This window comes from Acidimicrobiales bacterium, from assembly GCA_033344915.1.
Taxonomy (GTDB): Bacteria; Actinomycetota; Acidimicrobiia; order Acidimicrobiales; family Aldehydirespiratoraceae; genus JAJRXC01.
The window spans coordinates 1,363,292-1,388,566 of the sequence record JAWPML010000001.1; the positions used below are offsets into that span (position 1 = coordinate 1,363,292).

Annotated in this window: 28 protein-coding genes; 18 read left to right on the forward strand and 10 right to left on the reverse strand. The window is 69.3% G+C overall.

Annotated features, from left to right (window positions below):
- Window positions 1-2 precede the first annotated feature (2 nt).
- Window positions 3-536 carry a ferritin-like domain-containing protein gene (locus tag R8F63_06535; GenBank protein MDW3218252.1) on the forward strand — a complete coding sequence of 178 codons (534 nt, stop codon included), beginning with the start codon at window positions 3-5 and terminating at the stop codon, window positions 534-536.
- A gap of 3 nt (window positions 537-539) precedes the next feature.
- Here R8F63_06535 and R8F63_06540 read toward each other — a convergent pair whose 3' ends face one another.
- Window positions 540-842 (reverse strand): DUF167 domain-containing protein, encoded by a 303-nt coding sequence (locus R8F63_06540; protein MDW3218253.1) that lies wholly within the window; start codon window positions 840-842, stop codon window positions 540-542.
- Window positions 843-889: 47 nt separating this feature from the next.
- On the opposite strand from R8F63_06540, the gene R8F63_06545 reads away from it, so the two are divergent.
- The 4 genes from R8F63_06545 to R8F63_06560 all read left to right on the forward strand — a co-directional run bounded on the left by R8F63_06545 (window position 890) and on the right by R8F63_06560 (window position 3,827).
- Window positions 890-1,642, forward strand: coding sequence for an SDR family oxidoreductase (locus R8F63_06545; protein ID MDW3218254.1), 753 nt, complete (start codon window positions 890-892; stop codon window positions 1,640-1,642).
- Between the two features lie 34 nt (window positions 1,643-1,676).
- Complete coding sequence (locus tag R8F63_06550; GenBank protein MDW3218255.1) at window positions 1,677-2,177, forward strand: VOC family protein; 501 nt, start codon at window positions 1,677-1,679, stop codon at window positions 2,175-2,177.
- A gap of 51 nt (window positions 2,178-2,228) precedes the next feature.
- Window positions 2,229-2,996 carry a hypothetical protein gene (locus tag R8F63_06555; protein ID MDW3218256.1) on the forward strand — a complete coding sequence of 256 codons (768 nt, stop codon included), beginning with the start codon at window positions 2,229-2,231 and terminating at the stop codon, window positions 2,994-2,996.
- 75 nt (window positions 2,997-3,071) lie between these two features.
- Window positions 3,072-3,827: a DUF2071 domain-containing protein gene (locus tag R8F63_06560; protein MDW3218257.1), complete on the forward strand. Its 756-nt coding sequence runs from the start codon at window positions 3,072-3,074 to the stop codon at window positions 3,825-3,827.
- Here the strand turns inward: R8F63_06560 and R8F63_06565 are convergent.
- The 3 genes from R8F63_06565 to R8F63_06575 are packed head-to-tail and all read right to left on the reverse strand — an operon-like array spanning window position 3,763 to window position 5,680.
- Window positions 3,763-4,287, reverse strand: coding sequence for a CIA30 family protein (locus R8F63_06565; protein ID MDW3218258.1), 525 nt, complete (start codon window positions 4,285-4,287; stop codon window positions 3,763-3,765). The two genes, R8F63_06560 and R8F63_06565, sit on opposite strands and share 65 nt — an antisense overlap.
- 5 nt (window positions 4,288-4,292) lie before the next feature.
- Window positions 4,293-4,841: a DUF427 domain-containing protein gene (locus tag R8F63_06570; GenBank protein ID MDW3218259.1), complete on the reverse strand. Its 549-nt coding sequence runs from the start codon at window positions 4,839-4,841 to the stop codon at window positions 4,293-4,295.
- 41 nt (window positions 4,842-4,882) lie between these two features.
- Window positions 4,883-5,680, reverse strand: coding sequence for a methyltransferase domain-containing protein (locus R8F63_06575; protein ID MDW3218260.1), 798 nt, complete (start codon window positions 5,678-5,680; stop codon window positions 4,883-4,885).
- A gap of 86 nt (window positions 5,681-5,766) precedes the next feature.
- On the opposite strand from R8F63_06575, the gene R8F63_06580 reads away from it, so the two are divergent.
- Both R8F63_06580 and R8F63_06585 read left to right on the forward strand, forming a co-directional pair.
- Entirely contained in the window at window positions 5,767-6,432 is a 666-nt protein-coding gene (locus R8F63_06580) for a helix-turn-helix domain-containing protein (GenBank protein MDW3218261.1), read from the forward strand.
- A 293-nt stretch (window positions 6,433-6,725) separates the two neighbouring features.
- Window positions 6,726-8,636 carry a SpoIIE family protein phosphatase gene (locus R8F63_06585; GenBank protein ID MDW3218262.1) on the forward strand — a complete coding sequence of 637 codons (1,911 nt, stop codon included), beginning with the start codon at window positions 6,726-6,728 and terminating at the stop codon, window positions 8,634-8,636.
- Between the two features lie 44 nt (window positions 8,637-8,680).
- Here the strand turns inward: R8F63_06585 and R8F63_06590 are convergent, their stop codons facing one another.
- Both R8F63_06590 and R8F63_06595 read right to left on the reverse strand, forming a co-directional pair.
- Complete coding sequence (locus tag R8F63_06590) at window positions 8,681-9,127, reverse strand: PA2169 family four-helix-bundle protein (protein MDW3218263.1); 447 nt, start codon at window positions 9,125-9,127, stop codon at window positions 8,681-8,683.
- Window positions 9,128-9,236: 109 nt separating this feature from the next.
- A complete protein-coding gene (locus tag R8F63_06595) occupies window positions 9,237-9,824 on the reverse strand; it encodes a YdeI/OmpD-associated family protein (protein ID MDW3218264.1) in 588 nt (195 codons plus the stop codon).
- A gap of 82 nt (window positions 9,825-9,906) precedes the next feature.
- Between R8F63_06595 and R8F63_06600 the strand changes: the two genes are divergently transcribed.
- The 7 genes from R8F63_06600 to R8F63_06630 all read left to right on the forward strand — a co-directional run bounded on the left by R8F63_06600 (window position 9,907) and on the right by R8F63_06630 (window position 16,243).
- On the forward strand, window positions 9,907-10,254 hold the full coding sequence (locus R8F63_06600; protein ID MDW3218265.1) for a metalloregulator ArsR/SmtB family transcription factor: 348 nt from the start codon (window positions 9,907-9,909) through the stop codon (window positions 10,252-10,254).
- Entirely contained in the window at window positions 10,251-10,787 is a 537-nt protein-coding gene (locus R8F63_06605; GenBank protein MDW3218266.1) for an SRPBCC domain-containing protein, read from the forward strand. The genes R8F63_06600 and R8F63_06605 overlap by 4 nt, the downstream gene beginning before the upstream one ends.
- Window positions 10,788-10,851: 64 nt before the next feature.
- Complete coding sequence (locus R8F63_06610; GenBank protein ID MDW3218267.1) at window positions 10,852-11,571, forward strand: hypothetical protein; 720 nt, start codon at window positions 10,852-10,854, stop codon at window positions 11,569-11,571.
- The gene (locus R8F63_06615) at window positions 11,568-13,073 is read left to right on the forward strand and encodes a pyridoxal-dependent decarboxylase (GenBank protein ID MDW3218268.1); all 1,506 of its coding nucleotides are present in this window, start codon (window positions 11,568-11,570) and stop codon (window positions 13,071-13,073) included. Before R8F63_06610 ends, R8F63_06615 begins: the two co-directional genes overlap by 4 nt.
- Window positions 13,074-13,120: 47 nt before the next feature.
- Window positions 13,121-14,470, forward strand: a complete 1,350-nt coding sequence (gene nhaA, locus R8F63_06620) for a Na+/H+ antiporter NhaA (GenBank protein MDW3218269.1) — start codon at window positions 13,121-13,123, stop codon at window positions 14,468-14,470.
- A 27-nt stretch (window positions 14,471-14,497) separates the two neighbouring features.
- Window positions 14,498-15,256, forward strand: a complete 759-nt coding sequence (locus tag R8F63_06625; protein MDW3218270.1) for a class I SAM-dependent methyltransferase — start codon at window positions 14,498-14,500, stop codon at window positions 15,254-15,256.
- Window positions 15,257-15,265: 9 nt separating this feature from the next.
- Window positions 15,266-16,243: an alpha/beta hydrolase gene (locus R8F63_06630; protein MDW3218271.1), complete on the forward strand. Its 978-nt coding sequence runs from the start codon at window positions 15,266-15,268 to the stop codon at window positions 16,241-16,243.
- On the opposite strand, the gene R8F63_06635 is transcribed toward R8F63_06630, so the two are convergent.
- Window positions 16,240-17,691, reverse strand: coding sequence for a CotH kinase family protein (locus tag R8F63_06635; protein ID MDW3218272.1), 1,452 nt, complete (start codon window positions 17,689-17,691; stop codon window positions 16,240-16,242). The two genes, R8F63_06630 and R8F63_06635, sit on opposite strands and share 4 nt — an antisense overlap.
- Window positions 17,692-17,752: 61 nt before the next feature.
- On the opposite strand from R8F63_06635, the gene R8F63_06640 reads away from it, so the two are divergent.
- Window positions 17,753-19,324 carry an acetolactate synthase large subunit gene (locus tag R8F63_06640; GenBank protein MDW3218273.1) on the forward strand — a complete coding sequence of 524 codons (1,572 nt, stop codon included), beginning with the start codon at window positions 17,753-17,755 and terminating at the stop codon, window positions 19,322-19,324.
- A gap of 12 nt (window positions 19,325-19,336) precedes the next feature.
- Here R8F63_06640 and R8F63_06645 read toward each other — a convergent pair whose 3' ends face one another.
- Window positions 19,337-19,765 (reverse strand): VOC family protein, encoded by a 429-nt coding sequence (locus tag R8F63_06645; protein ID MDW3218274.1) that lies wholly within the window; start codon window positions 19,763-19,765, stop codon window positions 19,337-19,339.
- A 71-nt stretch (window positions 19,766-19,836) separates the two neighbouring features.
- Here R8F63_06645 and R8F63_06650 point away from each other — a divergent pair, with 71 nt between their 5' ends.
- From R8F63_06650 to R8F63_06660, 3 genes are read left to right on the forward strand one after another with little or no spacing between them, the layout of a single operon-like run.
- The gene (locus R8F63_06650; protein MDW3218275.1) at window positions 19,837-21,657 is read left to right on the forward strand and encodes an NAD(P)/FAD-dependent oxidoreductase; all 1,821 of its coding nucleotides are present in this window, start codon (window positions 19,837-19,839) and stop codon (window positions 21,655-21,657) included.
- Complete coding sequence (locus tag R8F63_06655; protein MDW3218276.1) at window positions 21,654-22,466, forward strand: class II aldolase/adducin family protein; 813 nt, start codon at window positions 21,654-21,656, stop codon at window positions 22,464-22,466. Before R8F63_06650 ends, R8F63_06655 begins: the two co-directional genes overlap by 4 nt.
- Window positions 22,467-22,472: 6 nt before the next feature.
- Entirely contained in the window at window positions 22,473-23,147 is a 675-nt protein-coding gene (locus R8F63_06660) for an enoyl-CoA hydratase/isomerase family protein (GenBank protein MDW3218277.1), read from the forward strand.
- A gap of 3 nt (window positions 23,148-23,150) precedes the next feature.
- Here the strand turns inward: R8F63_06660 and R8F63_06665 are convergent, their stop codons facing one another.
- Window positions 23,151-24,341, reverse strand: a complete 1,191-nt coding sequence (locus R8F63_06665; GenBank protein MDW3218278.1) for an acyl-CoA dehydrogenase family protein — start codon at window positions 24,339-24,341, stop codon at window positions 23,151-23,153.
- Window positions 24,338-25,273: a DUF1731 domain-containing protein gene (locus R8F63_06670; GenBank protein MDW3218279.1), complete on the reverse strand. Its 936-nt coding sequence runs from the start codon at window positions 25,271-25,273 to the stop codon at window positions 24,338-24,340. The genes R8F63_06665 and R8F63_06670 overlap by 4 nt, the downstream gene beginning before the upstream one ends.
- Between the last annotated feature and the right edge of the window lie 2 nt (window positions 25,274-25,275).

A 25,275-nucleotide genomic window follows, 5' to 3' on the forward strand; every position in this document is an offset into this window, starting at 1 on the left:
ACATGGCTGACTTTCTGACCGACGTCGAGACGCTCCGGCAACGGGCGAGAGCAAACATCGAACAGGGACCGATCACCTCTGCGTACGGGGCCGACCGGGACCGAGTCATCGCGGTGTTGAACGAGGCTCTCGCGACCGAGCTGGTGTGCATCCTGCGCTACAAGCGCCACTACTACACGGCCACGGGCCTCAACGCGGCCCCGGTCGCGGCCGAGTTCCTCCAACACGCCAACGAAGAGCAGTTGCATGCCGACCAGATCGCGCTGCGGATCACCCAGCTCCAGGGCGAACCGAACTTCGATCCCGAGGGCCTCGCCACCCGTTCACACGCCGAGTACGACGCCAGCCTCAACCTCCTCGACATGGTGAAGGAGGATCTGATCGCCGAACGGGTCGCCATCGAGAGCTACAGCGAGATCATCGCCTGGCTCGGCGCCAACGACCCCACGACGCGCCGCATGCTCGAAGACATCCTCGCGATGGAGGAAGAACATGCCGACGACCTCCTCAGCATCCTTCAGACCATGGCCACGTAGCGCCTAGCGCCGGTCGCGGGCGCGCCACTCGTCGAGACGAGTGTCGAAGTCCGCAGGCGGCTCGTCGAGACGGAGGGTCTTCGTGCGGCCCTTGTGGCCGGCGGTGATCGACAGTTGGCGCTTTCGGACCCGCAACGCTGCCGCGAGCACCTGAATCGTGGCCTTGTTGGCGGCGCCGTCGACGGCGGGCTTCGACACCCAGACGTTGAGTGGGCCATCGGCACCCTCGCCCCAGGTGCCCCCGACGTGGTCGCGTTTGGCGCCGGGCCGAACCCGCACCCGGAAGGTGACCGACCGATCAGCCATGTCGTGATCGTACCCATCGGCTCGCCACCGCTGGATAGGGTCGGCGCATGAAGGGACTGGAGGGACGCCGCGTCGTGGTCACCGGGGGAGCTTCGGGCATCGGCCTGGCGACAGTGCGCCTCCTCGAAGAGGAAGGCGCGTCGGTTGCGATCATCGATCGCGATGCCGAGGGCGCCGAGGCAACAGGCGTCCCCTGGGTGCGGGCCGACCTGGCGGACCACGATGCCTGGCGGGCTGCGGTGGTGGATGCGGCAGGGAAGCTCGGTGGCATCGACGGGCTGGTGAACAACGCGGTCTCGGTCGTCGGAGGACCTGCGCCGCTGGCCGAACAGAGCCTCGATGACTTCTCGGCGACCCTCGCCAGGAACGGCACCAGCGTGCTCGCCGGCACCCAGGCTGCGGCCGACCTGATGGGCGGCCCCGGAGCCGTCGTCAACGTTGCGTCGCTCCAAGGAACGAATGCCTCGCCCGGCCTCTATCAGTACGGCACCGCCAAGGCGGCCGTGATCCATCTCACCAAGTCCCTCGCCCTCGAGCTCGCCCCCCGCCACATCCGGGTGAACGCCGTCGCCCCCGCAATGACCCTGACCCCGGCGGTCGTGCGCGGCGTGAGCAGCGAGCGTCGGGCAGCCAGTATCGAGGCCATCCCGCTCGGCTACGCCGGCGAACCCGAGGACATCGCCGGCACGATCGGCTTCCTCCTCAGTGATCTCGCCCGTTTCATCACCGGACAGCTGATCATCGCCGACGGCGGCCTCAGCCTCACGACGGCCCGCCCGCATCGAGGCCAGCTGCCGTAACATCCCCGCTCGTCATACCCGAAGGAGGACCTCCATGTTGACCGACGGCATCGACCATGTCGCCACCATCACCAACGACGGTGACCGCTTCATCGACTTCTACACCGAGGTGTTCGAAGCGACCGTGGAAGCCGACGGCCCCGAGTATCCCGGCGGCCCGCGGATGATCATCCTCAACCTCGGACCCAACACCGAGCTCAACGTCTTCGAGGTCGAGGGGAACACGCAGGCCGACCACCAGCGCCCCATGTTCGGGCGCGGTCGGCTCGACCACATCGGGTTCCACGCCGCCGACCTCGAAGGATTCGGAGAGATCCGCCGCCGCCTGATGGCCAAGGGAGCCACCGACGGGGTGGTGACCGAGTTCGGCAGGAAGATCAGCCTCTTCTTCCGCGACCCGGACCTGCTCGAGTGCGAGGTCCTGTACGCCAATCCCGACGCCGACCCCGCGGCGCTGCAGTTCGGTGAGGCGTCCGACCGGTTCCCCGACCGCACCGAGATCGGGCCGGAGTTCGTCCCGCTCGACGAACGCTGACCTCCCTCGCGCGATCGGCCGGCACCGGCTTCGGTGCCGTAGGCTCGGACGATGCCGCCTGAGACGGACGACGCGTCAGCTGAGCCTGCTGTGACGGCCCGGATCGAAGCGATCCTGGCCGAGCTCGAGGATGCCGACTTCGAACGGCTCGACCCGCCACCGGTCGTCTGGGAGGGAATCGAAGCGGCGATCGGCTCCGGCGCGGAGCGTTCGCCCAAGATCCCGCCGTCCCGCGACCTCTCGTCCCGCACGGTGGTCGAGTACTCGATCGACGCCGACGATGTCGTGATCGACGTGGGGGCGACCTGGACGCAGTTCGCCGAGGACAACGATGCCCCTGAGCTGGGAGTTCTATCCCCGGATCGCACCCTCTGGAGCTACTTCGAGGGCGACGACGTGACGGAATTGTGGCGCCTTCTGGTGGCGCGGGTCAGAACCCTGCAGCAGCCGGCCCAGGTGCCACTGCGATGCGACGCTCCGCATGCCCGACGGTGGTTCGACATGGCGGTCACGCCGGCGCCCGACGGCGCGGTGCGCTTCCGATGCGACATGGTCTTCGAGGAAGCGCGGCCGGCGGTGTCGCTTCTCGACACCCACGCGGAACGCGACAGCGAGATGGCGGCCGTTGCGCTCTGCAGCTGGTGTGCACGAGCCCAGGACGGCGTTCGCTGGCTCGACATCGAGACGTTGGTCCGGGAGTTGCGCCTGTTGGAGCGCACGGCCGTGCCCTCGATCGCCCACGGGATCTGCGCGTCCTGTCGGGAGGAGATGGCGGCAGAGCTACTCGTTCCCGCCAACCACCGCGACGCTTCGAACTGACCCGGGGCTCCGGCAACCGTGTCGTCCGCTGTCGAACCCGTCACCGCGGAGCCGTTGTCGTACGACCGTCGCAGTGTGCTGCAACAGCAGTGGAGCGAGCTCGCGTTCTTCCACTGGGCGTACGACCCCGAGGTCGTTCAGCGGCAGCTTCCGGCCGGGCTCACGATCGACACGTTCGACGGGAGCGCGTGGATCGGCTTGATCCCGTTCGAGATGCGCGACGTCCGGTTGGGATGGACACCCCCCGTGCCGTGGCTCGGCACGTTCGTCGAGATCAACGTCCGGACCTATGTCGTGGATCCGTCGGGGCGCCGAGCGGTCTGGTTCTTCTCCCTCGATGTACCCCGCTCGGCGATCGTCGCGGTCGCCCGGTCGGTCTTCGCCCTTCCGTACTGCTGGGCCGAGGCCTCCCACCTGCACGACGCAGGCAACCATCGATACGAAATGAGGCGACGGTGGCCCCGACCATCGGGCGCGTCGGCCGCGATGAGCTTCGCCGTCGGAGACGCGATTCTCGACGAGGACGTCAGCGACCTCGATCACTTCCTGACGGCCCGGTGGGCCCTGCTCACGCAACGCCGCGGCCGGCTCCTGTACGGCCAGGTGCACCATCCGCGGTGGCCGCTGCATCGAGTCGAGGACGTTCACATCGATCAGTCGGTGATCGAGGCCGCGGGGCTTCCGCGCCCGGTCGGCGCGCCCCGGGCGCTCTATTCACCCGGCGTCGAGGTCGAGGTCGCCTGGCTCGAGGGCGTATCCACCGCCGTCACCGGGAGCAGAGGTCGATCCACGCGATCTCGAGTCGGAACGCACCGTCGACCGCGTCGCTGACGAGCACACCGGTGCGGGTTGCCAACTCCTTACGGAACGGCAGGTCGTCGATGGGTCGACCGAAGATCACCGGCACCAGGTCGTCGAACGAGATCGAGACGGTTTGCCACTCCCCGGGAGTGCCGAACTCGATCGGCGCGCGGTGTGACACCCGGCGATCGCCGGATGCGCTCCCGTCGTCGAAGGTCAGCAGGTAGGCCCGGTCGTCGGGTCGCGCTCGCAGCTCGATCCGGTCGAAGGGGCTGAGCGTGCCCGGCTCCATCGGGAGACGCACCGAGGAGAATCCGCCGCCGTCGGTGTCGGTCACCCCCGCGAAGGTCAGGACCCCGGCAGCGAAGGACAGCTCACCGCGTGACCGGCCACCCATCACGTCGTCGTCCACCACGGACCACCGTCGGTCGCCCGCGTCGGACTCGAAGTCGGCCAGGCGCTGACGGGGGGCTTGGTCCTCGATGGGCATCGGGATCACCAGCCCGCCGTGTCGGGCTCGCCCTTGAACGGGCCGACGACGTCGTCGGTGATCCATCCGCCGTAGAAGCCTCCGGCCTGGGGTCGTGCCTTTTCGCCGTCCACGGTGCAGCGGACCCGGCCCGGGTAGAACGAGATCCAACCGGCGTAGTCGCCGAACTCCGGGTAGGGATCGGGATAGCGCCAGCCCACGGGATGGGTGGTACCGGCGAGCGCCAGATACTCGGCCGCACCTTTCCACTCGCAGTGCGATGTGCCGGCCACGGGTACCAATCGCCCCGCGACCACGGACTCCGGTGGGAGGTAGAACGCCGGCGGGTGCGATGTCTCGAGGACGCGCACGGAGCGGTCGGTGGAGGCCACGAGATCTCCATCCGCGCCCACCTCCACGACTCGCCCGTCCGGTACGACCACGGGAGGCCGTGGATAGTCCCACACCGACTCCTGGCCAGGACCGGGAACGTCGGCGAACGGCGGCCGTTGGTCGCCCCGGTGCTTCCAGCCGTCGCGGGCGTGCTGGAGCCACGTCGGAGGGTCGTTGCGCACGCGCGCCACGCTACCCATGGCGCCCCGCCTTCGTTGGTCGCTCAGGCGGTCGCGATCAGGGCCGGCGCGGCGAAGCTGACCTGTCCGTCGCCATCGGTGAAGGCCGCGAGCTCGCTTCGGGCGGCGGCGAGGAGTTCGGCGTACTGGTCGTCGTCGATCATGTCGGCGAGCGTCCACCCGCGGATATCGGTGTGGACCCAAGCGCCGAGCGAGGCGAACCGGGCGACGCCTTCGTGGCGGGTGATGGTGGCGTGCGGGAAGACGCCTCGCAGCACGCCCATCAAGCGCTCCTCGGTACCGAGGGTGAAGGGCGCCTCCAGTGCAGCGGCGGCCTCGGGGCCGAAGAGTCGCCGGAGGAGCGCGATCATGGCCGCGTAGCCGGGGGACTGGTCGATGCCCGCCCAGGTGGCGATCGTCACGGTGCCCTCGGGTCGCGCCACCCGCGCCATCTCGGCGAGCGCACCCGCCTGGTCGGTGAAGAACATGAGGGCGAACTGGCTGACCACGCGGTCGAAGGAGTCGTCGGGGAACGGGATCTGTTCGGCCGGGGCGTGGCGCCAGACGACCGGCTCGGGCGACCGGTGGGCCACGGCCAGCATGCCCTCGTTCACGTCGACGCCGGTGACCGAACCGGACCCCTCGAGACGCCGGGCGGCGGCGCGGGCGACGATGCCCGTTCCACAGCCCACGTCGAGCACGTCATCTCCTGCAGAGAGACCCGCGACGTCCAACACCTGATCGGGCCACTGACCGAACAGGGCCGGGACGAAGAACGTGTCGTAGGTCTCGGCCGCCGTCGCCGTGACCTGTCCGGTTGTCGTTGCATCGGTGTCGCTCATGGCCCGACGGTGACGGTCCTTCGAGGACGGATCCAGCGCGAAAAAAGAACTCGACCATCGTCGACCGACCGGTCAGGCTGGGGGCCATGGCGACGTATCGGCAGTACTGCCCCATTGCCCGAGCGACGGAGATCCTGGCGGAGCGGTGGAGTCTGCTCATCGTCCGCAACCTGATGTTCGGCGCGACGACGTTTTCGGCGATCGCCCAGGGCGTACCCACGATGTCGCGCTCGATGCTCACGAAACGTTTGCGGGAGCTCGAACGGGCCGGGGTGATCACCGCCACCGCGAAGCCGAACGGGCAGGGTTCGCTCTACGCGCTCACCGACGCCGGTGCGGACCTGGCCGATGTGATCGGGAGCCTGGGTCGCTGGGCCGAAACCTGGGTCGACGTGCTCCCCGAACACGCCGATCCGGGGTTCGCGCTCTGGGCGTGGTGCATGGTGCAGCTCGACAGCGACGCGGTACCGGAGACGCGAGTGGTCGTGGCCTTCGAGTTCCCCGAGGAGCGAGCCGGCAACCGGTTCTTCTGGTTGCTCATCCAGGACGGCCGAGCGGAGGTCTGTACGACCGATCCCGGCGGGGAGGCGGACGTGCATGTCGTGGCCCGCTCGGCGGCGTTCGTCGATTGGCATCGGGGGGCCCGGTCCTGGGCGCAGGCGGTGCGCAGCGGCGACATCGCCATCACCGGTGAGCGCTCACTCGTGCGGGCGTTCCCTGACTGGAACACCCGGGTCCCTGTCGTGGCCTGACGCTCAGTGACTGCGTCGAGCCATGTTTCGCGCATCACGATAGCGTCGGCCGGGACGGCGAACCCGAGAAGCGCACCCCGGTCCCCGCCGACGCTCTTGGTGCGCGGGGCCACGGCAGGAGGCTTTGAATGAGTTTCGTCCACGGCTCCGGCACATGACACCGACTGGCACGGCCGTCGTCCCGCTCGACGACCTGTCGGCTGCCTACATGGTGACGGATCTGCGCGGGCGGATCCGCGCGGCGAACGCACGGCTCCGCGAATGGGTCGGCGGGGGGGAGCAACGTCGAGTCGATGACGATCCAGGGGCTGCTCACCGCGTCGAGCGTGGCCTCCTACGAGTCCGTGGTCGTCCCGTCGTTGACTGCGAATGGCGAGCTCTCCGACGTGGCATTCGAGCTCGATCTCGAACAGGGCGTGCGGCACACGGTCTGGGCCGCGACGGTCGCGCGGGAAGACGAGGTCCACTGGATCGGTATCGACATCACGGACCGGCGGCGCCAGGACCTCGAGCTCATCGCGGTCGAGCGACGTCTGGCGCGGCTGGAGCGACTGTCGTCGCACCTCCTTTCCGCCGGATCGGTCGAGTCGATCGGCGAAGTGCTCCTCAGCCACGTCGTCGACGGTGTCAAGGCCGATCGCGGGATCGTGGCGATCGGCGACGGGACCGGCGAATTGGAGGTCGTCGCCGGGCAGTCGCTCAGCGTCACGCTGCCTCTGCCACCGTCGCCCGGGGACGACGCGCTCGTCGCCGCGTCGATGGCACGCGGTGTCCCGCTGTTCGACACCCTCCCGACCACCGGGGCCGACGATGGGGATCTACAGGCGGCGGCCATCCCGCTCATGAGCGAGGACGGTGTGGTGGGCGTCGTGTCGCTCCGACTCGCTCGCGCCACGCCGCACTCGGCCGAAGAGCAGGATCTCCTGGTTGCGGCCGCTGACATCACGAGCGCTTCGATCGCTCGTGCTCGCCTCCATGCTCGGCTTCAGCTGGCCGCACAGCGCGACGCGAGCCTCTCCGCCCTCCTGCACGCGATGGAAGCGGAGACGACCGTTCGGGATCGTGCCCAGTGCATGGCCGACCGACTCGTACCCGAATACGGGTGTATGGCGGCGGTCGATCTGAGCGAGCTGGCGCCCGACCTGGCCGGGTTGCGTCATGTCGACCGGTCCCTGGAGCCCACGGTTCGACGAGCCCATGATCATCTCCGCGCAAGCAGCGCGACTCCCGTTCGCCCGGGCCTCGACGCCGATGACCGATTGCGGGTGGCGTACGCCGAGGTGGTCGTCGCTGAACTCGCCCCCGACGTGGCCAAGGCGGTCGACGAGCTGGGCCTTCAGTCTCTGATCCGGGTCCCTCTCGTCGCCCGGGCGCGCCGGATCGGCACGCTCACCCTCGGTTCGGCGACGCTCGAGGGTGTCTCGCAGGACGTGCGTGAGTTCTACGGTCGACTGGCTGACGCCTGCGCGTTGTCACTCGACAACGCGCGGCTCTACGAAGAGGAGCGGGGGATCGCTCGCCAGCTGCAGGAGGTTCTGCTCCCTGACCGCCTGCCTGCGGATCCCCGTTTCCGGTTGCACCACTTCTACGAGTCGGGTCGAGATGCGTTTCAGGTGGGCGGGGACTGGTACGACGCGTTCCTGATCGGCCGCGACCGCTTGGGGGTGACCGTCGGCGATGTGGTCGGCGGGGGGATCACCGCGGCCCGCACCATGGGAAAACTCCGCACCGTGGCCCGAGCGTTCGCAGTCGACGGACGCGGTGTTGCGGAGACGCTCGCCGGCGTGCATCGTTTCGCGAGCACCGAGGACGACGCCGTCGCGTCGAGCATGATCTACGCCGAGGTCGATCTGACGCAGCGAACGATCGAGTATGCGAGCGCCGGGCATCTCCCTCCTGTCCTCGTGGCGCCGGGAGCGGACCCGGAGCTGCTGTCGGGTGGGCGGGGAATACTGCTCGGGTTGAACCGGGAGCGGACGCTGCAGGTCGCCACGGCCGCGATCCCCGAGGGCTCGACCATCGTGATGTACACCGACGGCCTGGTCGAGCGACCGAGCCGTGTGATCGACGACAGCATCCGCGACCTCCAGCGCATCCTTCGAGACGACCCGACCCTGGCGACCAGGCCGGATGCGCTGGCTTGCGCGACCGCGAGCGTCGAACGTACCGACGACACCTGCGTGCTCTCGCTCACGCTGACCTGATCGCAGGAGCGTGAGCGAGAGCGAACGCGGGCGCAGAACGGTGATCAGCTGACGGCTTCGCGGAGGCTGCGGACGTCGTCGTGGGCCGCCCTGATCTCGGTGAGCTGGCGCTGAACGACCTCTCGGAGCTCGGGCGAGATGTCCTGCTCCAACGCGTGCACGTACTCCTTGACCGCATGGTCCTCGCCCTGCTCGGCAACGTCGAACACGGCGGAGGGGTCGGAGCCGGTCAGGGCGTCCTTCATGCTCATCCAGACGCGGTGCGCCCCGGCTACCAGCGAGCCGTTCTCGTCGATGTCGTCGCCGTAGTGGGCGGCGAGGGCTTCGAGCTGCTGCGAGAATCGGGCCCGCTGCTGGGCGTAGTCACGCATCTTGGCGGCGAGGTCCGAGTGACCGGAGTCGGACAGCTGCGCAGCTGCGTGCGTGAATCCGTCCTTGCCGTCCTCGAGTGTCTCGATGAGGTCCTTCGTGACCGACTTGTCCTGGGACATGGGGGCTCTCCTTGGGTTGGGGGAGCGGCGCGGGCGCCGCAACCCCGGCATGCCCGACTCGATCCGACGTCAAACGTGATCGAGTCGGCGGGTCCGGGGAGCCCCCGGCCTAGCGGTCGCGCAGTCCCCGACCCTCGAGGATGCGCGGCACCACCTTGTCGATGCGTCGATCGCGGGTAGCGGACTGTTTCGCGTCGGAGATGTGGAGGTTGTACTCCCGCTGGCGCCCGGGGGTGAGGCTGTGAAAGGCGTCGGCGAGCTCCGGGTCGATCGCCAGGCGCTCCTGGAGCTCGACCGCCAGCTCCTCGTCGGGCCGCGGCGGCAGCTCCGTGCCGGCCCGGGCGTGCTGGATCGCCTCGTTCACGTACGCCGTGATCACCTCGGCGAGGGATTCGATCTCGCCGACCGACGTGAACTCCATGCGTCTGGGCCCGTGGGTGTTCGGCCCCTGGGCCCGCAGGACCCGCTCGGGGTCCTCGAGCAGCACGCCCTGGAAGAACAGCAGGGCGAGATGCTTCGTGAACTCCTGGAGCAGGACGACGTTCGTGTCGCCGCCGTCGATGCCGTAGCAGGGCTTGCCCCACTTGATCGACTCGTCCAGACCGCAGGAGAGCAGGATCGGGCGAATCGCGGCGAGCTCCTCGGGCCACTGGTCGCTGTCGGCGACATAGCTGTCGACATCCGGATAGTCCTTCATGCGCTCCTCCTCCGGCGGGCGTGCGGGTCCAGAATACTCCCCGAAGTTGCATGCCTCGCAAGGCATATGTAGGGTACGGGCGATGACCGCCGTCGACCGAGTCCTGGATGCCGTGGGGGAGCCGAACCGACGGCGGCTGCTCGAGCTGTTGCACCAGCACGAGGAGTCCACGGTGTCCGAGCTCGTGCGGGCCTCCGGCATGAATCAGCCGCAGGTGTCCAAGCACCTCAAGGTGCTCGCCACTGCGACGCTGGTCTCGGTTCGCGCCGACGGTCGCCATCGCCACTACCGACTCGACGGCACCGGCCTGCGGGTGGCCCACGACTGGTTCGCGTCCTTCGACGACGTCTGGCAGTCGCGGTTCGACGCGCTCGACGAGCTCGTCTCGACCGATCCGAATCCCACCCCACCACCGGAGCCCCAGACGTGAACGAATCCACCCCTCGAATCGACGCCTCGACCCTGGATGGGAGGCGAGGGTCGACTCGCATCGAGCTGAGCGACGACGGTCTGTCGTACCAGTGCGTGCGGACCTTCGGCGCCCCGCCGAGCCGGGTCTTTCGCGCCTTCACCGACCCGGCGGACCTGCGGATCTGGTTCCCCTCGGGCGCGCCGGCCGGGTCCGACCTCACCGTGTGCGAATCCGACCCTGTCGAGGGCGGTCGCTACCACTACGAAATGGTCATCCCCGAGTACGGCCGGATGGCCTGGCACGGTGTCTACACCGGCGTCGACCGGCCGAGTCGACTGGCGGCCGACGAATGGTTCGTCATGGGCGACGGGGAGCCCACCGGCCCGCCGACCGCCCAGACGCTGACGTTCGAGCCCATCGGCGACGGGTTCACGGTGATGACGATGCAGGTGAACCTGCCCGAACCCGAGGATCCCGACACGTTCATGGAGCAGTCCGCCGCGGGCCTCACGAACTCGCTGAACACCATGGACGAACTGGTGTCGGGATGACCTCGTCCTCGACCTGACGATCGTCGAATCGTCGCCTCCGGCCCGGTCGGACGAGAATGAGACGATGAACGACGACGTGATCGAGGAGCAACTCGAGCTCGAGGCCATGGGACGCCGCGTGCCGGGGATCCTGTGGCGACCGGCACAGCCGGCCGAGCGCACCCCGCTCGTGCTGGCCGGGCACGGTGGCGGCTTCGGCACCGCCGGCCACAAACGCATGGATTCGATCGTGGACCTCGCGACGCACCTCGCCGTGACCCACGGCATCGCCACCGCCGCGATCGACCAGCCGGGGTGCGGGGACCGCGACGGCGCGGAGGAGGAGCAGGCCCGACGCCGACAGATGTCGGTCGAGGAAGCCGTCGCCTCGCTGTGGACGCGCGAACTGGTCGAAGAGTTGATCGGAGACTGGCAGACGACGCTCGACCATCTCGCGTCGACTTACGAGCTCGGCCGGGACGGGATCGGCTACTGGGGCCTCTCCGGCGGCACGACGTTCGGGCTCCCGCTCGTCGCGTCGGAGAATCGGATCACCGCGGCGGTGCTCGGTCTCAACGGTGATGTGCCGCTGATGCGCGCCTTCGCACCGGACGTGACGTGCCCGGTGCTCTACATGATGAACCTCGACGATCGATTCATGACTCGCGACTCGTGTCTGGCGCTCTTCGACGCGCTCGCGTCGGACGACAAACACGTCCTCGCCTTTCCCGGCGACCATGGCGCGAACCTGCACCGGGCGCTCCCCGAGTGGGGCCGGTTCTTCGCCGACCGACTGGGTTCGTGACACCGGACCGGCTCACCCTGATCGAGGCGATCGTCGAACGGGCGACGCGCTACCTCACTGATCCGCCCGGGAGCGATGATCCGGTGATCTCGCTCGCGTCGCCGGCCCGCCTCGAAGCGCTCTTCGCGGACAGTGTCGGGTTGGCACTCGCCGACACCACGGCCGCGGCGACCGACGCCGATCTGCTCGCCGCGGTCGAACAGGTCATCGAGTACTCGATGCACACGAGCCATCCCCGGTTCGTGAACCAGAACTTCGCCGGCGCCGATCCGATCGCGGTCGTGGGGGACTGGCTCGGCGCCGCGCTCAACACGACGGGTGCGACGTTCGAGGTCGCGCCCGTGTTCACGATGATGGAGAGCGCGGTGCTGACGAAGCTCGGGCGCCTCGCGGGGTATCTGGCGGCCGGAGCCGAATCGCTCCCGTCGATCCCCCCGGGTCTGTTCTGCGCGGGCGGTTCCATGGGGACCCTGTTCGCGCTCCAGCTCGCGCGGCATCGCCATCAGCCCGACATGACGACCGCCGGCGCGAACGGTGACCGGCTCGCGATCTTCGTCTCCGAGGCCGGCCACTACGCGGCCGCCAAGTCCGCGTCGCTGATGGGCATCGGCACCGACGCCGTGATCGAAGTCGACAGCGATGGCGACGGAGCGATCATCCCCGCGGAGCTGGACGTGGCCATCGCACGGGCCGAAGCCGACGGCCGGATGCCCCTCGCGGTCATCGGAACGGCCGGAACCACGGTGACCGCGGCATTCGACGATCTCGAGGCCCTCGCCGACATCTGTGAGCGGCGGGGGCTGTGGTTCCACGTCGATGGTTGCTACGGCGGTTCCGCGCTCTTCGCGCCGGAGCAGGCGTGGCGGCTGCGAGGCGTCGAGCGGTCCGACTCGATGGTGTGGAACCTCCACAAGATGATGGGCATGACCCAGCAGTGCAGCGCCCTGCTGGTCAAGGAGCCGGCTCGGCTCGCGGCCTGCTTCTCAGCCGGGGCCGACTACCTCTTCCAGTCCGACAAGCTGCACGCCGAGTGGGACTCGGGCGACCGGACGTTCCAGTGCGCTCGTCGCATCGACGTGCTCAAGCTGTGGCTCACCTGGAAGGCTCGCGGGGACGACGGGTTCGCCCAGCGTGTCCACCACGCCGTCGAGATGGCCGACCACACCCGGCGCCGGATTGCCGGAAGCGACGGCGCCTTCGTGCCGGTCGTGAGCGGCGACTTCACGAACGTGGTGTTCGCGTGGGTACCCGGCCATCTGCGGCCGTTAGGCCTCGATGATCCTCGGGCCCTGCCGGCGGCTGTCCACGCCGAACTCCATGCCCTCGCGCCCCGGATCAAGGCCCGGATGCAAGCCGAGGGGTCCGGCATGATCGGGTATCAACCGGTACACGGGCTCAACACGTTCCGCATGATCTGCATGAGCCCGACCCTGCTGGCCGCGGATGTCGACGCTCTCCTCGCGGCGATCGACGCAGGCGGCCGAGCCCTCACCAACTCCTGAGGGACGATTCGCCGCGCGGTCGGCGCAGGTGCGTATCGTCATCGGCGATGGCGAACGAAGCGGGTATCCGGACGCGGGACGAAGCGTGGAGCGGCAGCGACAGCCGCCTCGCGCAGTCGGTGGCCCGCCCGCTCATCCGGTTCCTCGCCCAGTCCACGTCCTCGGGCGTGATCCTCATCATCGCGACGGCCGTCGCCCTGATCTGGGCGAACAGCCCGTGGGACGCGTCCTACACCTCGTTCTGGGACACCGAGATCGAACTGCGCCTCGGGGACTGGCAACCGTTCGTGAGCCACGACCACCCGCTGACGCTTCGCGACTGGGTCAACGACGGCCTGATGGTGCTCTTCTTCTTCGTGGTCGGCATGGAGATCACCGCGGAGCTCGTCGTCGGCGAGCTGCGCAACCCGAGAGCGGCCGCCCTCCCCGCCATCGCCGCGTTCGGCGGCATGGTGGCGCCGGCGCTGATCTATCTGGCGATCAACGCGGGGGAGGCCTCGGCGAACGGCTGGGGCGTGCCGATGGCGACCGACATCGCCTTCGCGGTCGGTGTGCTCGCCCTCCTCGGCGACCGCGTGCCGTCGTCGTTGAAGGTCTTTCTCCTGATGCTCGCCATCGTGGACGACATCGGCGCCATCCTGGTGATCGCCGTCTTCTACACCGACGAACTCGCCATGGACTGGCTCCTCCTCTCGTTTGCCGGGCTCGCCCTCATCGGCCTCCTGCGCAGCTCACGCGTCTGGTACACGCCCGTGTACCTGGTCGTCGGTGTCGTCGTCTGGTTCGCCATGTTGCGCTCCGGCGTGCACGCCACCATCGCGGGCGTCGCGATCGGGCTGCTCACGCCGGTGCGTCCCCTCCTCGGGGCGCGCCGCCTCGAGGCGGTCGAGGACGTCCTCAGCGGCGACCGTGTCGAGCCGACCGCGATGCGCGACGTCTCGTGGAAGCTCCGAGAGTCCGTCAGCGTGGCCGGCCGACTGACGGCATTGCTCAGCCCGTGGACCGTGTTCGTCGTGGTACCCCTGTTCGCGATGGCGAACGCCGGGATTCCGCTCTCGGGATCCGTGCTCGGTGATGCGGCGTCGTCGCCGGCAACGCTCGGGGTCGTGGCGGGCCTGGTCGTCGGCAAGCCGCTCGGTATCGCCGTCGCCACCTGGATCGCCCGATCGACGGGTGTGGCCACACTGCCCGAGGGCGTCACCATGCGCCACATCGTCGGGACGGGCTTCGTGGCCGGCGTCGGCTTCACCGTGGCGCTCTTCATCGCCCGGCTGGCCTTCGAGGATCCGTTGATCGCCGACGAGGCCGTCATCGGTGTGCTGACCGCCTCGCTCATCTCCGCCGTCGTCGGCGCCGTGGTCCTCGCGAGAACACCCCGCACCGCGGACCGGCCCTGATCGGGCCCGTGTGCGACACTCCACCCGATGAGCTTCGATGTGGCGGGCGAGGCGTACGACCGATTCATGGGTCGGTACTCCCAGCCACTCGCGTGCCTCTTCGTGGACTTCGCCGCGCCCGGCTCTGCCGGGCCGGTACTCGACGTCGGGTGTGGGACCGGGGCGCTGACGGCGGAGCTGGTCCATCGGCTGGGGGCTGACGAGGTCCGGGCGGTCGATCCGTCGCCGTCGTTCGTCGGTGTCATGGGGGAGCGGTTCCCGGCGGTCGAGGTCGTCGAGGCGAACGCAGCCGCGCTGCCATTCGAGTCGGGGACGTTCGCCGCAGCCCTTTCACAGCTCGTCGTGCACTTCATGGACGATCCCGTCGCCGGGATCAGCGAGATGGCCCGAGTCACCCGATCCGGCGGCGTCGTCGGCGCATGTGTGTGGGATCACGCGGAGGGCGGCGGGCCACTCGAGGCCTTCTGGCAGGCGACCCGCGCCCTCGACCCCGGCGCGACCACCGAGGATCTCCTGCCGGGCACCCGCCACGGTGACCTCACGGAGATCTTCCGGCAGGCGGGACTCGCCCAGATCGAGGAGCGCGCCTTGACCGTACGCGTGTCACACCCGACGTTCGACGAGTGGTGGCAGCCGTTCACGCTGGGGGTCGGGCCCGCCGGGGCCCATGTCGCCGCCCTCGGGGGCGAGGCCGCCGACGCCCTTCGGCGGGAGTGTCTGGAACGCCTCGGAGGGGGCCCGTTCGATGTCGACGCCCGGGTGTGGGCGGCCCGGGCCACGAGCTAGCGAGCGACCATGGAATCGACGCTCCGAGACGCCACGTTCCGGTTCGTGGAGACGAACGGCATTCGCATGCGACTCGCCGAGATGGGCGACGGTCCCCTCGTGATCCTCGCCCACGGCTGGCCGGACAGCTGGCTCTCCTGGCGACACCAGATGCGGGCGCTCGCCGACGCGGGATATCGGGCCGTCGCCCCCCAGATGCGCGGCTACGGCGAAACCGACGCTCCGGACGGCGTGGATGCCTACGACAGCGAGCACCTGGCGGGTGATCTCGTGGGCCTCGTGCAGGCGCTCGGTGCGTCGTCGTGTCATCTCGTGGGTCACGACTGGGGCTCGATGGTCGCCGCCGCCACCGCCCAGTTCCATCCCGAGGCGCTCACCAGCCTGACGCTCATGAGTGTGCCCCACACCCCGCGCTCGCCGGCGCCGCCGCTGGCGATCTTCCGTGAGGTGTTCGGCGACGACTTCTTCTACGTCACCTACCACACCGAGCCCGGCGGGATCGCCGAGGCCGAGTACGACGCCGACCCGGCCGGTCTGCTGCGCCGCCTCTTCGCTTCACCCGATCAGCCGCGGGCCGAGCCGGCGGTCACCGACCCGAAGCGCCGCGCCGGGGGCTGGATCCCGCGGCTCGGTCTGCCTCACGAGCTTCCGCCCTGGCTCACCCCGGCGGAGTTCGACGAGATGGTCGCGGCGTTCGAGCACAGCGGGTTCCGGGGCGGCGTCAACTACTACCGGAACTTCGATCGGAACTGGGAGCTGTCGGAGCCGTTCGCCGAAGCGAGACTCCCGATGCCGGCGATGTTCGTCGCCGGCGCCGAGGACATGGTGATCGGCGGCCAGACGGAAGCCGACCTCCGGGCGACGATGACCCAGACGTGCGCTGACCTGCGCGGTGTCCACCTGATCCCGGGTTCCGGTCACTGGGTCCAGCAGGAGGCGCCGGACGCGGTCAGTCGACTCCTGCTCGACTTCCTGCGCGACCTCTAGCCCGCGGCGTTGGCCCGGGCGGTCTCGAGGTCCTCCCGCAGCGCCGCGACGCTGGCCTCCCAGACCGCAACGGGCACTGCGTCGTCATGGGTGGCCGCAGCCTCAGCGGTCGCGTCGGCGATCTGAGCACTCCAGCGATCGAGCACCTCGTCGGTCCGTTCGACCGAGAACGGTCCGGCCAGGAACTCGTCGAGCACGGCGCGATATTCGTCGGTGTAGCTCGCGAGGGCCCCGATGATGGGGTCGCACGCCGCGGAACGTTGGGGTGAGCCGAGGTAGTCGAACGGCGCGCAGTCACCGGAGATCTCGCCGAAATCGTCGGCGACCTCCAGGATGCCGTTGAAGCCGGACGTGCGGAGCACCTGGAAAGCGTTGTCGAGGTCCCACGCGATCACGTGGAACCGTTCGTTCGTCGGGTCTTCGTAGAGGAAGAAGTTGTGGGTGACGCACGGACCGAAGCAGCGCCAGTGGGAGAGCCCGTCGTCGTGGCGAATGGTGCGTTCGACCGCGAAGTACGCCAGCGACTCCTCCACGTCCATCCACTCGGCGACGACCGCCGCGGTGTCCGCGCCGGGGGCGGTGATCGCGGCGGCGAACTCCTCGACGAGCGCAAAGGACGGATTCTCGTTCTCGTTGGTCTTGAGACCCGCCTCGTACGCACCGACCGGGACCGGACGACCGCTCCCGTCGAGGGGCCACACCTCCTTGTAGAGGTTGCCGGTGCCGTCGTCGAAGTTGTGCCGGGTGAAGCGACCGTCGATCTGCTCGACCAATGAGAACAGCCCGAGGAACGCCCCGTTGAGAACGATCCGCGCGTGGGTGGCCCGAGGCGCGGGCACGCCCATCTCCCGGAAGAGCCAATAGCCCAGACGGTCGTGCATCTGGGTCGGGTCCAGGTTCATCGAGTGGAACTGGAACTTGCGCTGGCCGTGCCACTCGTCGTTCGAGTTCTGCCAGTTGATCTTGACCTTGATGGAGAGCTTCGTGCAGGCCTTCGCGCCGGACGGATTGAAGATCCCCTGGAAGCCGTCGCTGATGCGGGTCCCCTCGAGACAGTTCACCCACGCGCCGATGCTGCCCTTGTAGCGGATGCCCACCGTGCGGGTCTCGCCGCCGAACGTCACTTCCCCCTCGACGTACTCCTCGGCCGACGGGTCGGCATCGATCAGCGCCAGGTTCTCCTCGGACAGGTTGATCTCGAACGTGTGCAGCTCGCCGTCGTCGAACAGGAAGGAGCCGTCGGGCACGCCGGACTCGACACCGACGTTTCGGCTGTCCTCACTGGTCTCGGGTTCGTCGGCCGGTGGTTCGTCACCCTCGAACGGATGCGTCGTCGAGGGGGTGTCCGTTGGATCGGACGCCGCGGGATCGCCGTCGTCGCCGGACGAGCAGGCCACCGCGGACAGGGCAAACGCGAGGAGCAGGGCGAGGCATCGTCGGGTGTTCATGCGGGAGAGACCCTAGAGGGCACGCCTTGCCCCGGTCGCTCACGGCCACCAAGATTCGCCCATGACCGACACCCCGAACGGCGCCCAGGCCCTCATTCGCACACTCGTGGATTCGGGCGTGGACGTCTGCTTCACCAACCCGGGCACCTCCGAGATGCACTTCGTGGCCGCCCTCGACGACGTACCCGAGATGCGGGGAATCCTCGGGCTCTTCGAGGGAGTGGTGACCGGCGCGGCCGACGGCTACGCCCGCATGGCCGGCCGTCCCGCCGCGACGCTCCTGCACCTCGGCCCGGGGCTCGGGAACGGTCTCGCCAACCTCCACAACGCCTCGCGGGCACGCACCCCGATGGTGAACATCGTCGGTGACCACGCGACCTACCACAAGCAGTACGACGCCCCGCTCGAGAGCGACATCGACTCGATCGCCGCCGGCGCACCCGGGTGGTTTCGGCGCTCGATGTCACCCGACGCGGTGGCGACCGACACGGCCGAAGCCGTCGCCGCGGCCATGTCGCCGCCCGGCCAGGTCGCGACGCTCGTGCTCCCGGCCGACACGTGCTGGCTCCCCGCTCCGGGCGGTGCCGTCGCCCCGATCCCGCCGGCCCCCGCGGTGGAGGTCGATCAGGCCGACATCGAGGCCACCGCGAAGCTCCTCCGCTCGGGCGCCAACTGCACGCTCATGCTCGGGGGGCGGGTCATGGGGGAACGCGGGCTCCGGGCGGCGGCCCGGATCGCGGAGGCGACGGGCGCCAAGATCCTCGCCGAGACGTTCCCGGCCCGGCACCGTCGGGGGGCCGGCCTCCCCGTGGTCGAACGGACGATCTATCTCGCCGAGTTCGCCCAGATGCAATACGCCGGTACCGAGCACCTGATCCTGGTGGACACGGTGGCGCCCGTTTCGTTCTTCGCCTATCCCGGACAGGCGTCGGTGCTGTCACCCGAGGGCTGCGACATCGTCACCCTGGCGGACGGACCGCACGACCCCAACGCAGCCCTGGAGGCCCTCGCCGAGGCGCTCGGCACGCCGACCGACGTCACGGTGGCGGACCATGCCGTGCCCGACCGGCCGACCGGGCCGCTCGACGCGATGTCGATGGCGGCCGCAGTCGCGGCGACGCTTCCGGAGGACGCAGTCGTCGTCGACGAGGGCAACACCGCGGGCATCGGGCTCGGGGGAGCGACGCAGGGCTGTGCGCCCCACGACTGGCTGTGCCTGACCGGTGGCGCGATCGGGATCGGCCTCCCACTCGCGACCGGTGCCGCGATCGGTGCGCCCGGTCGGCGGGTCGTGAACATCCAGGCGGACGGCTCCGCGATGTACACCCTCCAGGCGCTCTGGACGATGGCCCGCGAGAACCTCGACGTGACGGTCGTCATCGCCGACAACGGCCGCTACGCGGTGCTGGACATGGAGCTCGACCGCGTCGGGGCGGAGGCCGGTGGGCCGATCGCGCGGGCGATGTTCGACCTGTCGGGTCCCGACATCGACTTCGTCAAGCTCGCCGCGGGCATGGGCGTCGAGGGGGTGCGGGTGGACACCGCCGAGGACCTCACGACCCACCTCGAACGGGCGAACCGCACCCCGGGTCCCCAGCTCATCGACGCGGTGATTCCGCCGCTGCAGGCCTGACACGACCGCCGCTCAGCGGGCGAAGACCTGCCCGTCGTCGGCGAAGGACTTGAACTCGAGCGCGTTCCCGGCCGGATCGAGGAAGAACATCGTGGCCTGTTCGCCGGGCTCACCGGCGAAGCGCACCCGCGGTTCGATGATGAACGCCGTTCCCGCGGCGCGGAGCCGATCGGCGAGGGCATCCCAGTCGGCCCGCTCCAGCAGCACGCCGAAGTGCGGCACCGGCACGTCGTCGCCGTCCACCGCATTCGTCGGCAACGCGTCGCCGCGCCGGGTGACCCGATGGATCACCAACTGGTGGCCGTAGCAGTCGAAGTCGACCCAGTCGTCGTCCGACCGTCCTTCGGCCAGCCCGAGTACCTCGCCGTAGAACGAACGACAGGCGGCGAGGTCGTCGACCGGAATGGCGAGATGGAAACGGGGACGACGGGAGTCGGACATCGGGCCCAGCGTACGCAGGACCGGCCCGTCTCGGTTTGTGGCGACGCGGCCGCAGGTGTGATCGTTTCGGGGTGACGACCCCGCTGACCGACGCCGAACGAGCCGCCATCCACGCCCGCTACGCGGCCGAGCGCGACAAGCGCCTGCGGGCGGACGGCAACGACCAGTACGTCGAGGTCACCGGCGAGTTCGCCCGCCATGTCGAGGACCCCTACACCGAGGTGGCGGAGCGCGCGCCGCTCACCGACGAGGTGACGTTCGCCTTCGTCGGCGGCGGCTTCGCCGGTCTCTGCACGGCCGCGGCGCTCAAGAAGGCGGGTGTCGGCGATGTCCGCGTCATCGAGAAGGGCGGCGACTTCGGCGGCACCTGGTACTGGAACCGCTATCCCGGTGCTCAGTGCGACACGGCCGCGATGATCTATCTCCCGCTGCTCGAGGAGACCGGCCACGTCCCGAGCGAGAAGTACACCCACGCGCCGGAGATCCTGGCCCACTGTCAGGGCATCGGGCGCCACTTCGACCTGTACGACGACGCCGTCTTCTCGACCGAGGTGACCGACCTGTCGTGGGACGAGGACACCTCGCGCTGGATCATCTGCACCAACCGGGGCGACGAGATGCGGGCGAAGTACGTCGCGGTCGGCACCGGCCCGCTCCATCGCCCCAAGCTGCCCGGCATTCCCGGCATCGGCACGTTCGCCGGGCACACGTTCCACACCACCCGTTGGGACTACGACTACACCGGTGGTGATCCGGCGGGGGCGCCGATGACGAAGCTGGCGGACAAGCGCGTCGGGATCATCGGTACCGGGGCGACGGCCGTGCAGTGCGTTCCCCACCTGGCCCGCGACGCGGGCGAGCTCTACGTGTTCCAGCGGACGCCGTCGTCGATCGACGTGCGCAACAACCACGAGATCGACCCGGACTGGTTCGCCGATCTCGAGCCCGGCTGGCAGAAGCGGTGGCGCGAGAACTTCACGATCCTGCAGACCGGGGGGTTCGCCGACGAGGACCTCGTGAAGGACGGCTGGACCGACATCTCCCAGCGCATCCGCGACCGGGTCCTCGCCAATCTGGAGGACTTCAGCCCGGAGACGATGCTGAAGGCGTACCACGACAGCGACGACGAGAAGATGGAGGAGATCCGGGCCCGCGTCGACGCCCTGATCGAGGATCGCGCCACCGCGGAGGCCCTGAAGCCGTGGTACCGCCAGCTCTGCAAGCGGCCCTGTTTCCACGATGAATACCTGGATGCGTACAACCGTCCGACCGCCCACCTGATCGACACGGACGGACAGGGCGTCGAGGCGATCACCGAGCGGGGCGTTGTCGTCGCCGGGACCGAGTACGAGCTGGACTGCATCATCTACGCCTCCGGGTTCGAGGTCGGCACCGAACAGACCCGACGATCCGGCTTCGACGTGCACGGCCGCGACGGTGTCGCCCTGTTCAGCGAGTACTGGAGTGAGGGCATGCGGAGCCTGCACGGACTGCACTCGGTCGGGTTCCCCAACTTCTTCGTCGTGAGCCCGTCGCAGGCCGCGAACCTCATCTCCAACGTGCCCCACAATCTCGTCGAGGCCGGGGAGACGATCGCGGCCATCGTCGCCCACGCCGAGCGGATCGGAGCCGAGCAGGTCGAGGTGACGGTCGACGCGGAGCAGGCCTGGGTCGACCACCTGCTGGCCGGCATGCGCACCTTCGGTGGTGCGGCGGACTGCACGCCCGGCTACTACAACAACGAGGGCCGACCGGACGAGGGACGCATCCTCGACCGCCTCGGCTACCCCGAGGGCCCCGTCGCCTACTTCGAGTTCATCGAGGGCTGGCGCACGTCGGGGGACTTCGAGGGACTCGAGTTCCGCGGCGCAGAGAGTACGGTTGACCCATGACCGACGTGCAGAGCCGCAAGAACCCGGGCGGATTCGAGCCCGAGTACAACGATGTGTCGTTCCCGTTCCCGGAGATCCCCGAGACGATCGAGGCCGAACGACTCCACCGCAAACAGCGGCTCGCCGCCGGGCTCCGGGTGCTCGGACGCCTCCGGCTCGCCGAGGGCGTCGCCGGCCACGTGACCGTGCGCGACCCCGAGCACGAGGATCACTTCTGGGTGAACCCGTTCGGCAAGAACTTCAAGTACATGACCGTGTCGGACCTGATCTGTGTGGACCACGAGGGCCGGGTCGTGATCGGCGATCGACCGGTCAACACCGCCGCGTTCGCCATCCATTCCGGGCTCCACAAGGCCCGCCCCGACGTGATCGCCGCCGCCCACTGCCATTCCATGTACGGCCGCACGTTCTCGACCCTCGGTCAGCCGCTCAAGATGCTGACCCAGGACGACACGATGTTCTACAACGACATCGCGCTGCACCGGGACGGCGGTGGCGCCGTGGTGCTCGATCCGGCGGACGGCGAGAAGATGGCGGCGTCGCTGGGCGACAAGAAGGCGCTCATCCACCAGAACCACGGACTCATCACCGTCGGCGGTTCGGTGGATGCGGCGATCTGGTGGTTCGTCGCGCTCGAGCGGGCGTGCCAGACCCAACTCGTCGCGCTTGCGGCGGGTGACCCCATCGAGGTACCCGACGATCTCGCCGCGGCGGGACACGCGCAGCAGGGGAGCGACCTCTCCGGCTGGTTCCAGTTCCAGCCGTGGATGGAAGAACTCATGCGCGACGAGCCCGACTTCCTGGACTGACGCTCCGTGGAGTGGGCGACCCTCGAGGTACGGCGCGAGGGTTCCGTCGGCTGGATCATCTTCGATCGCCCGGACGCCGGCAACGCCATCGACGCGTCGATGTTCACCGAACTCGAACGGGCCTGGTCGACGATGGAGGCCGACGACGAGGTCAAGGTGATCGTCAACACCGGCAACGGGCGGGCGTTCCAGACCGGTCTGGACGTCGTCCAGCTGGCGCAGGACCGGGAGGCGTTGCGGGAGAGCAGTCGCCGAACCCGGAATTTCACGCTGCGGATGACCGGCTGGCACTGCGGCGTCACCAAGCCCGTCATCGCGGCCGTCAACGGCACCTGCGCCGGGGGAGGACTGCACTTCGTCGCCGATGCCGACCTCGTCATCGCGGCGGAGGGTGCCACATTCCTCGATCCCCACGTCAGCGTCGGGCAGGTGTCCGCGTTCGAGACGACCGGTCTCCTGAAGAAGGCGCCGGCCGAGGCGGTGCTGCGGATGGCAGTGCTGGGACGGGAGGAGCGCATGAGCGCCCCGCGCGCCCACCAGCTCGGCATCGTCGGCGAGGTCGTCCCCGACGCCGAACTCCGGGCCCGAGCCGGATCGATGGCCGAGGCACTCGCGGCGGAGCCGGCCGACGCTCTCGCCGCGGTCAAGGCGGCGGCGTGGGCACGGCTCGAGTCCCCCTGACGGTCAGGTGGGGATGTCCTTCCACGCGACGTCCTTGTCGACGCGTGGCTCGCCGGGTAGCCCCAGCACCCGTTCGCCGAGGATGTTGCGCATGATGTCGGAGGTGCCGCCTTCGATGGTGTTCGCCTGCGACCGCAGGAACGACTTCGAGAGCGTCGACGCGGAGCTGCCCTCGTTGCGGCTCAGCGGGTAGCCAGGTTCGTGGATCATCGCCTCGCTGCCGAGAAGGTCCATCGCCGTGTTCCAGATCCGCTGGTTGAGCTCGGCGGAGGCCAGCTTGCCGACGGAGCCCTCGGGGCCGGGATTGCCGATGGTGGCGTTCGAGCGGGCTCGCAGCGTGGTCAACCTGCCGACCTCCGCCTCGATCCACAGCTGCGTGATGCGGTCACGCATGATCGTCGCGTCCGTCCCGGGGAGGGACTCGGCCCGCTCGCCCCAGAGATTCACGAGCATGCCGATGTTGCCCGAGCCCCGCGGCTGGGTGGACCCGCCGAGCGCCACCCGTTCGTTCATCAGCGTCGTGGTGGCGACCCGCCAGCCGTCGCCGACCTCACCGAGGAGGTTCTCGTGCGGGATGCGCACGTCGTTGAAGAAGACCTCGTTGAACTCGGCGTCGCCGGTGATCTGGTAGAGCGGCCGGATCTCGACGCCGGGTGACTCCATGTCGAGGATGAAGTAGCTGAGGCCCTTGTGCTTGGGCGCGTCCGGGTCGGTACGGGCCAGCAGCATGCCGTAGCGCGAGATGTGGGCGACGCTGGTCCACACCTTCTGCCCGTTCACGATCCACTCGTCGCCATCACGAACGGCGCGGGTCGACAGGCCGGCGACGTCGGAGCCGTGACTCGGCTCGCTGAACATCTGGCACCACCAGTCCTCACCCGTGAAGATTCGTCTGAGGTGCTTCTCGTGGTGTTCCTCGGACCCGTAGGTGAGGACCGTCGGCAGCCCCATGCCGATCCCGATGGTGTTGGTGGCCAACGGATGGAAGAACCGGCCCGCGTCGCGGATGGTCTCCTCGACGACACCCTGGAGGCTGGGAGAGACGGCGAGTCCGCCCTTGCCCTCGGGGTACTGCACGAACGCGAGGCCGGCGTCCCACAGAGCGGATCGGAACGCGGTCTCGTCGGCATCGATCCCGACGTCGTCGATCACGGCCCGGGTGCGGTCGCGGATGTCCTGCTCGGTCAACGTCATGCGCGGACGATACCCGCCTCCGCCACGGCGGCCCTGGTCGCGTCGTCGATGTCGGGCGTCGTGAACGTGAAGCCTTCGTCGAGGAGGCGGGTCGGCACGCCGGCGCGGCCGGTGAGGATCAGGTTCGGGTCGGATCCGAGGAGACGGGCACCGATTCGGGTCACCCACGCGGGGCTGGGCAGGCCGAAGCGGCGGCCGAGAGCCCGCCGGTAGGCGGCCATCAGCTCGCGGTTCGTCACGGGGGTGGGCGCGGTCACGTTGTAGATCCCGCCCATCGAGTCGTGATCGAGGGCTCGCAGCAAGACGGCGAAGAGATCCTCGGCCGCGATCCACGACACCCATTGGCTGCCGGAGCCCACCGTGCCGCCGAGTCCGAGGCGCACGAGGCGGATGAGTTGGGCGGTCGCCGGGTCGTCCGGTCCACCGATCGCGATGCCGGGCCGGAGCAGCACCCGCCGGTGAACCTCGGCCGTGACGTCGCGATAGGCCGCCTCCCAGCGCCGACACACCTCGACGTGTTGGGGGATGCCGTCGAGGGGAAGCCGGGTCGACTCGTCCACCGTGCCCTCGGGGACGTCGCCGTAGCGGGCGAGCGACGAGAGCTGCACCCAGACGTCCGGCACCACGCCGATCTCGGCGAACCCGGCACCGGCGAGGCGGACGGTGTCCTCGCGTGAGCGGATGAGCTCGGCCAGGTTCGACGCGGTCGGTCGACAGTCGACCCGCTTGCCGGCCAGGTGGACGACGTGGGTCACGTCGCCGAGCGCCTCCGTCCACGGGCCCAGCGTGCGCCCGTCCCACGCCGCGAAGTCGACCGACGGCATCCCTGGGTCGGTTCGGCTGACCACGAGGGGCCGGTGCCCGCGGGCCACCAACCGGGTCGCGATGCCGCGGCCGAGGAACCCGGACCCGCCGAAAAGGGCAACTCGCATGG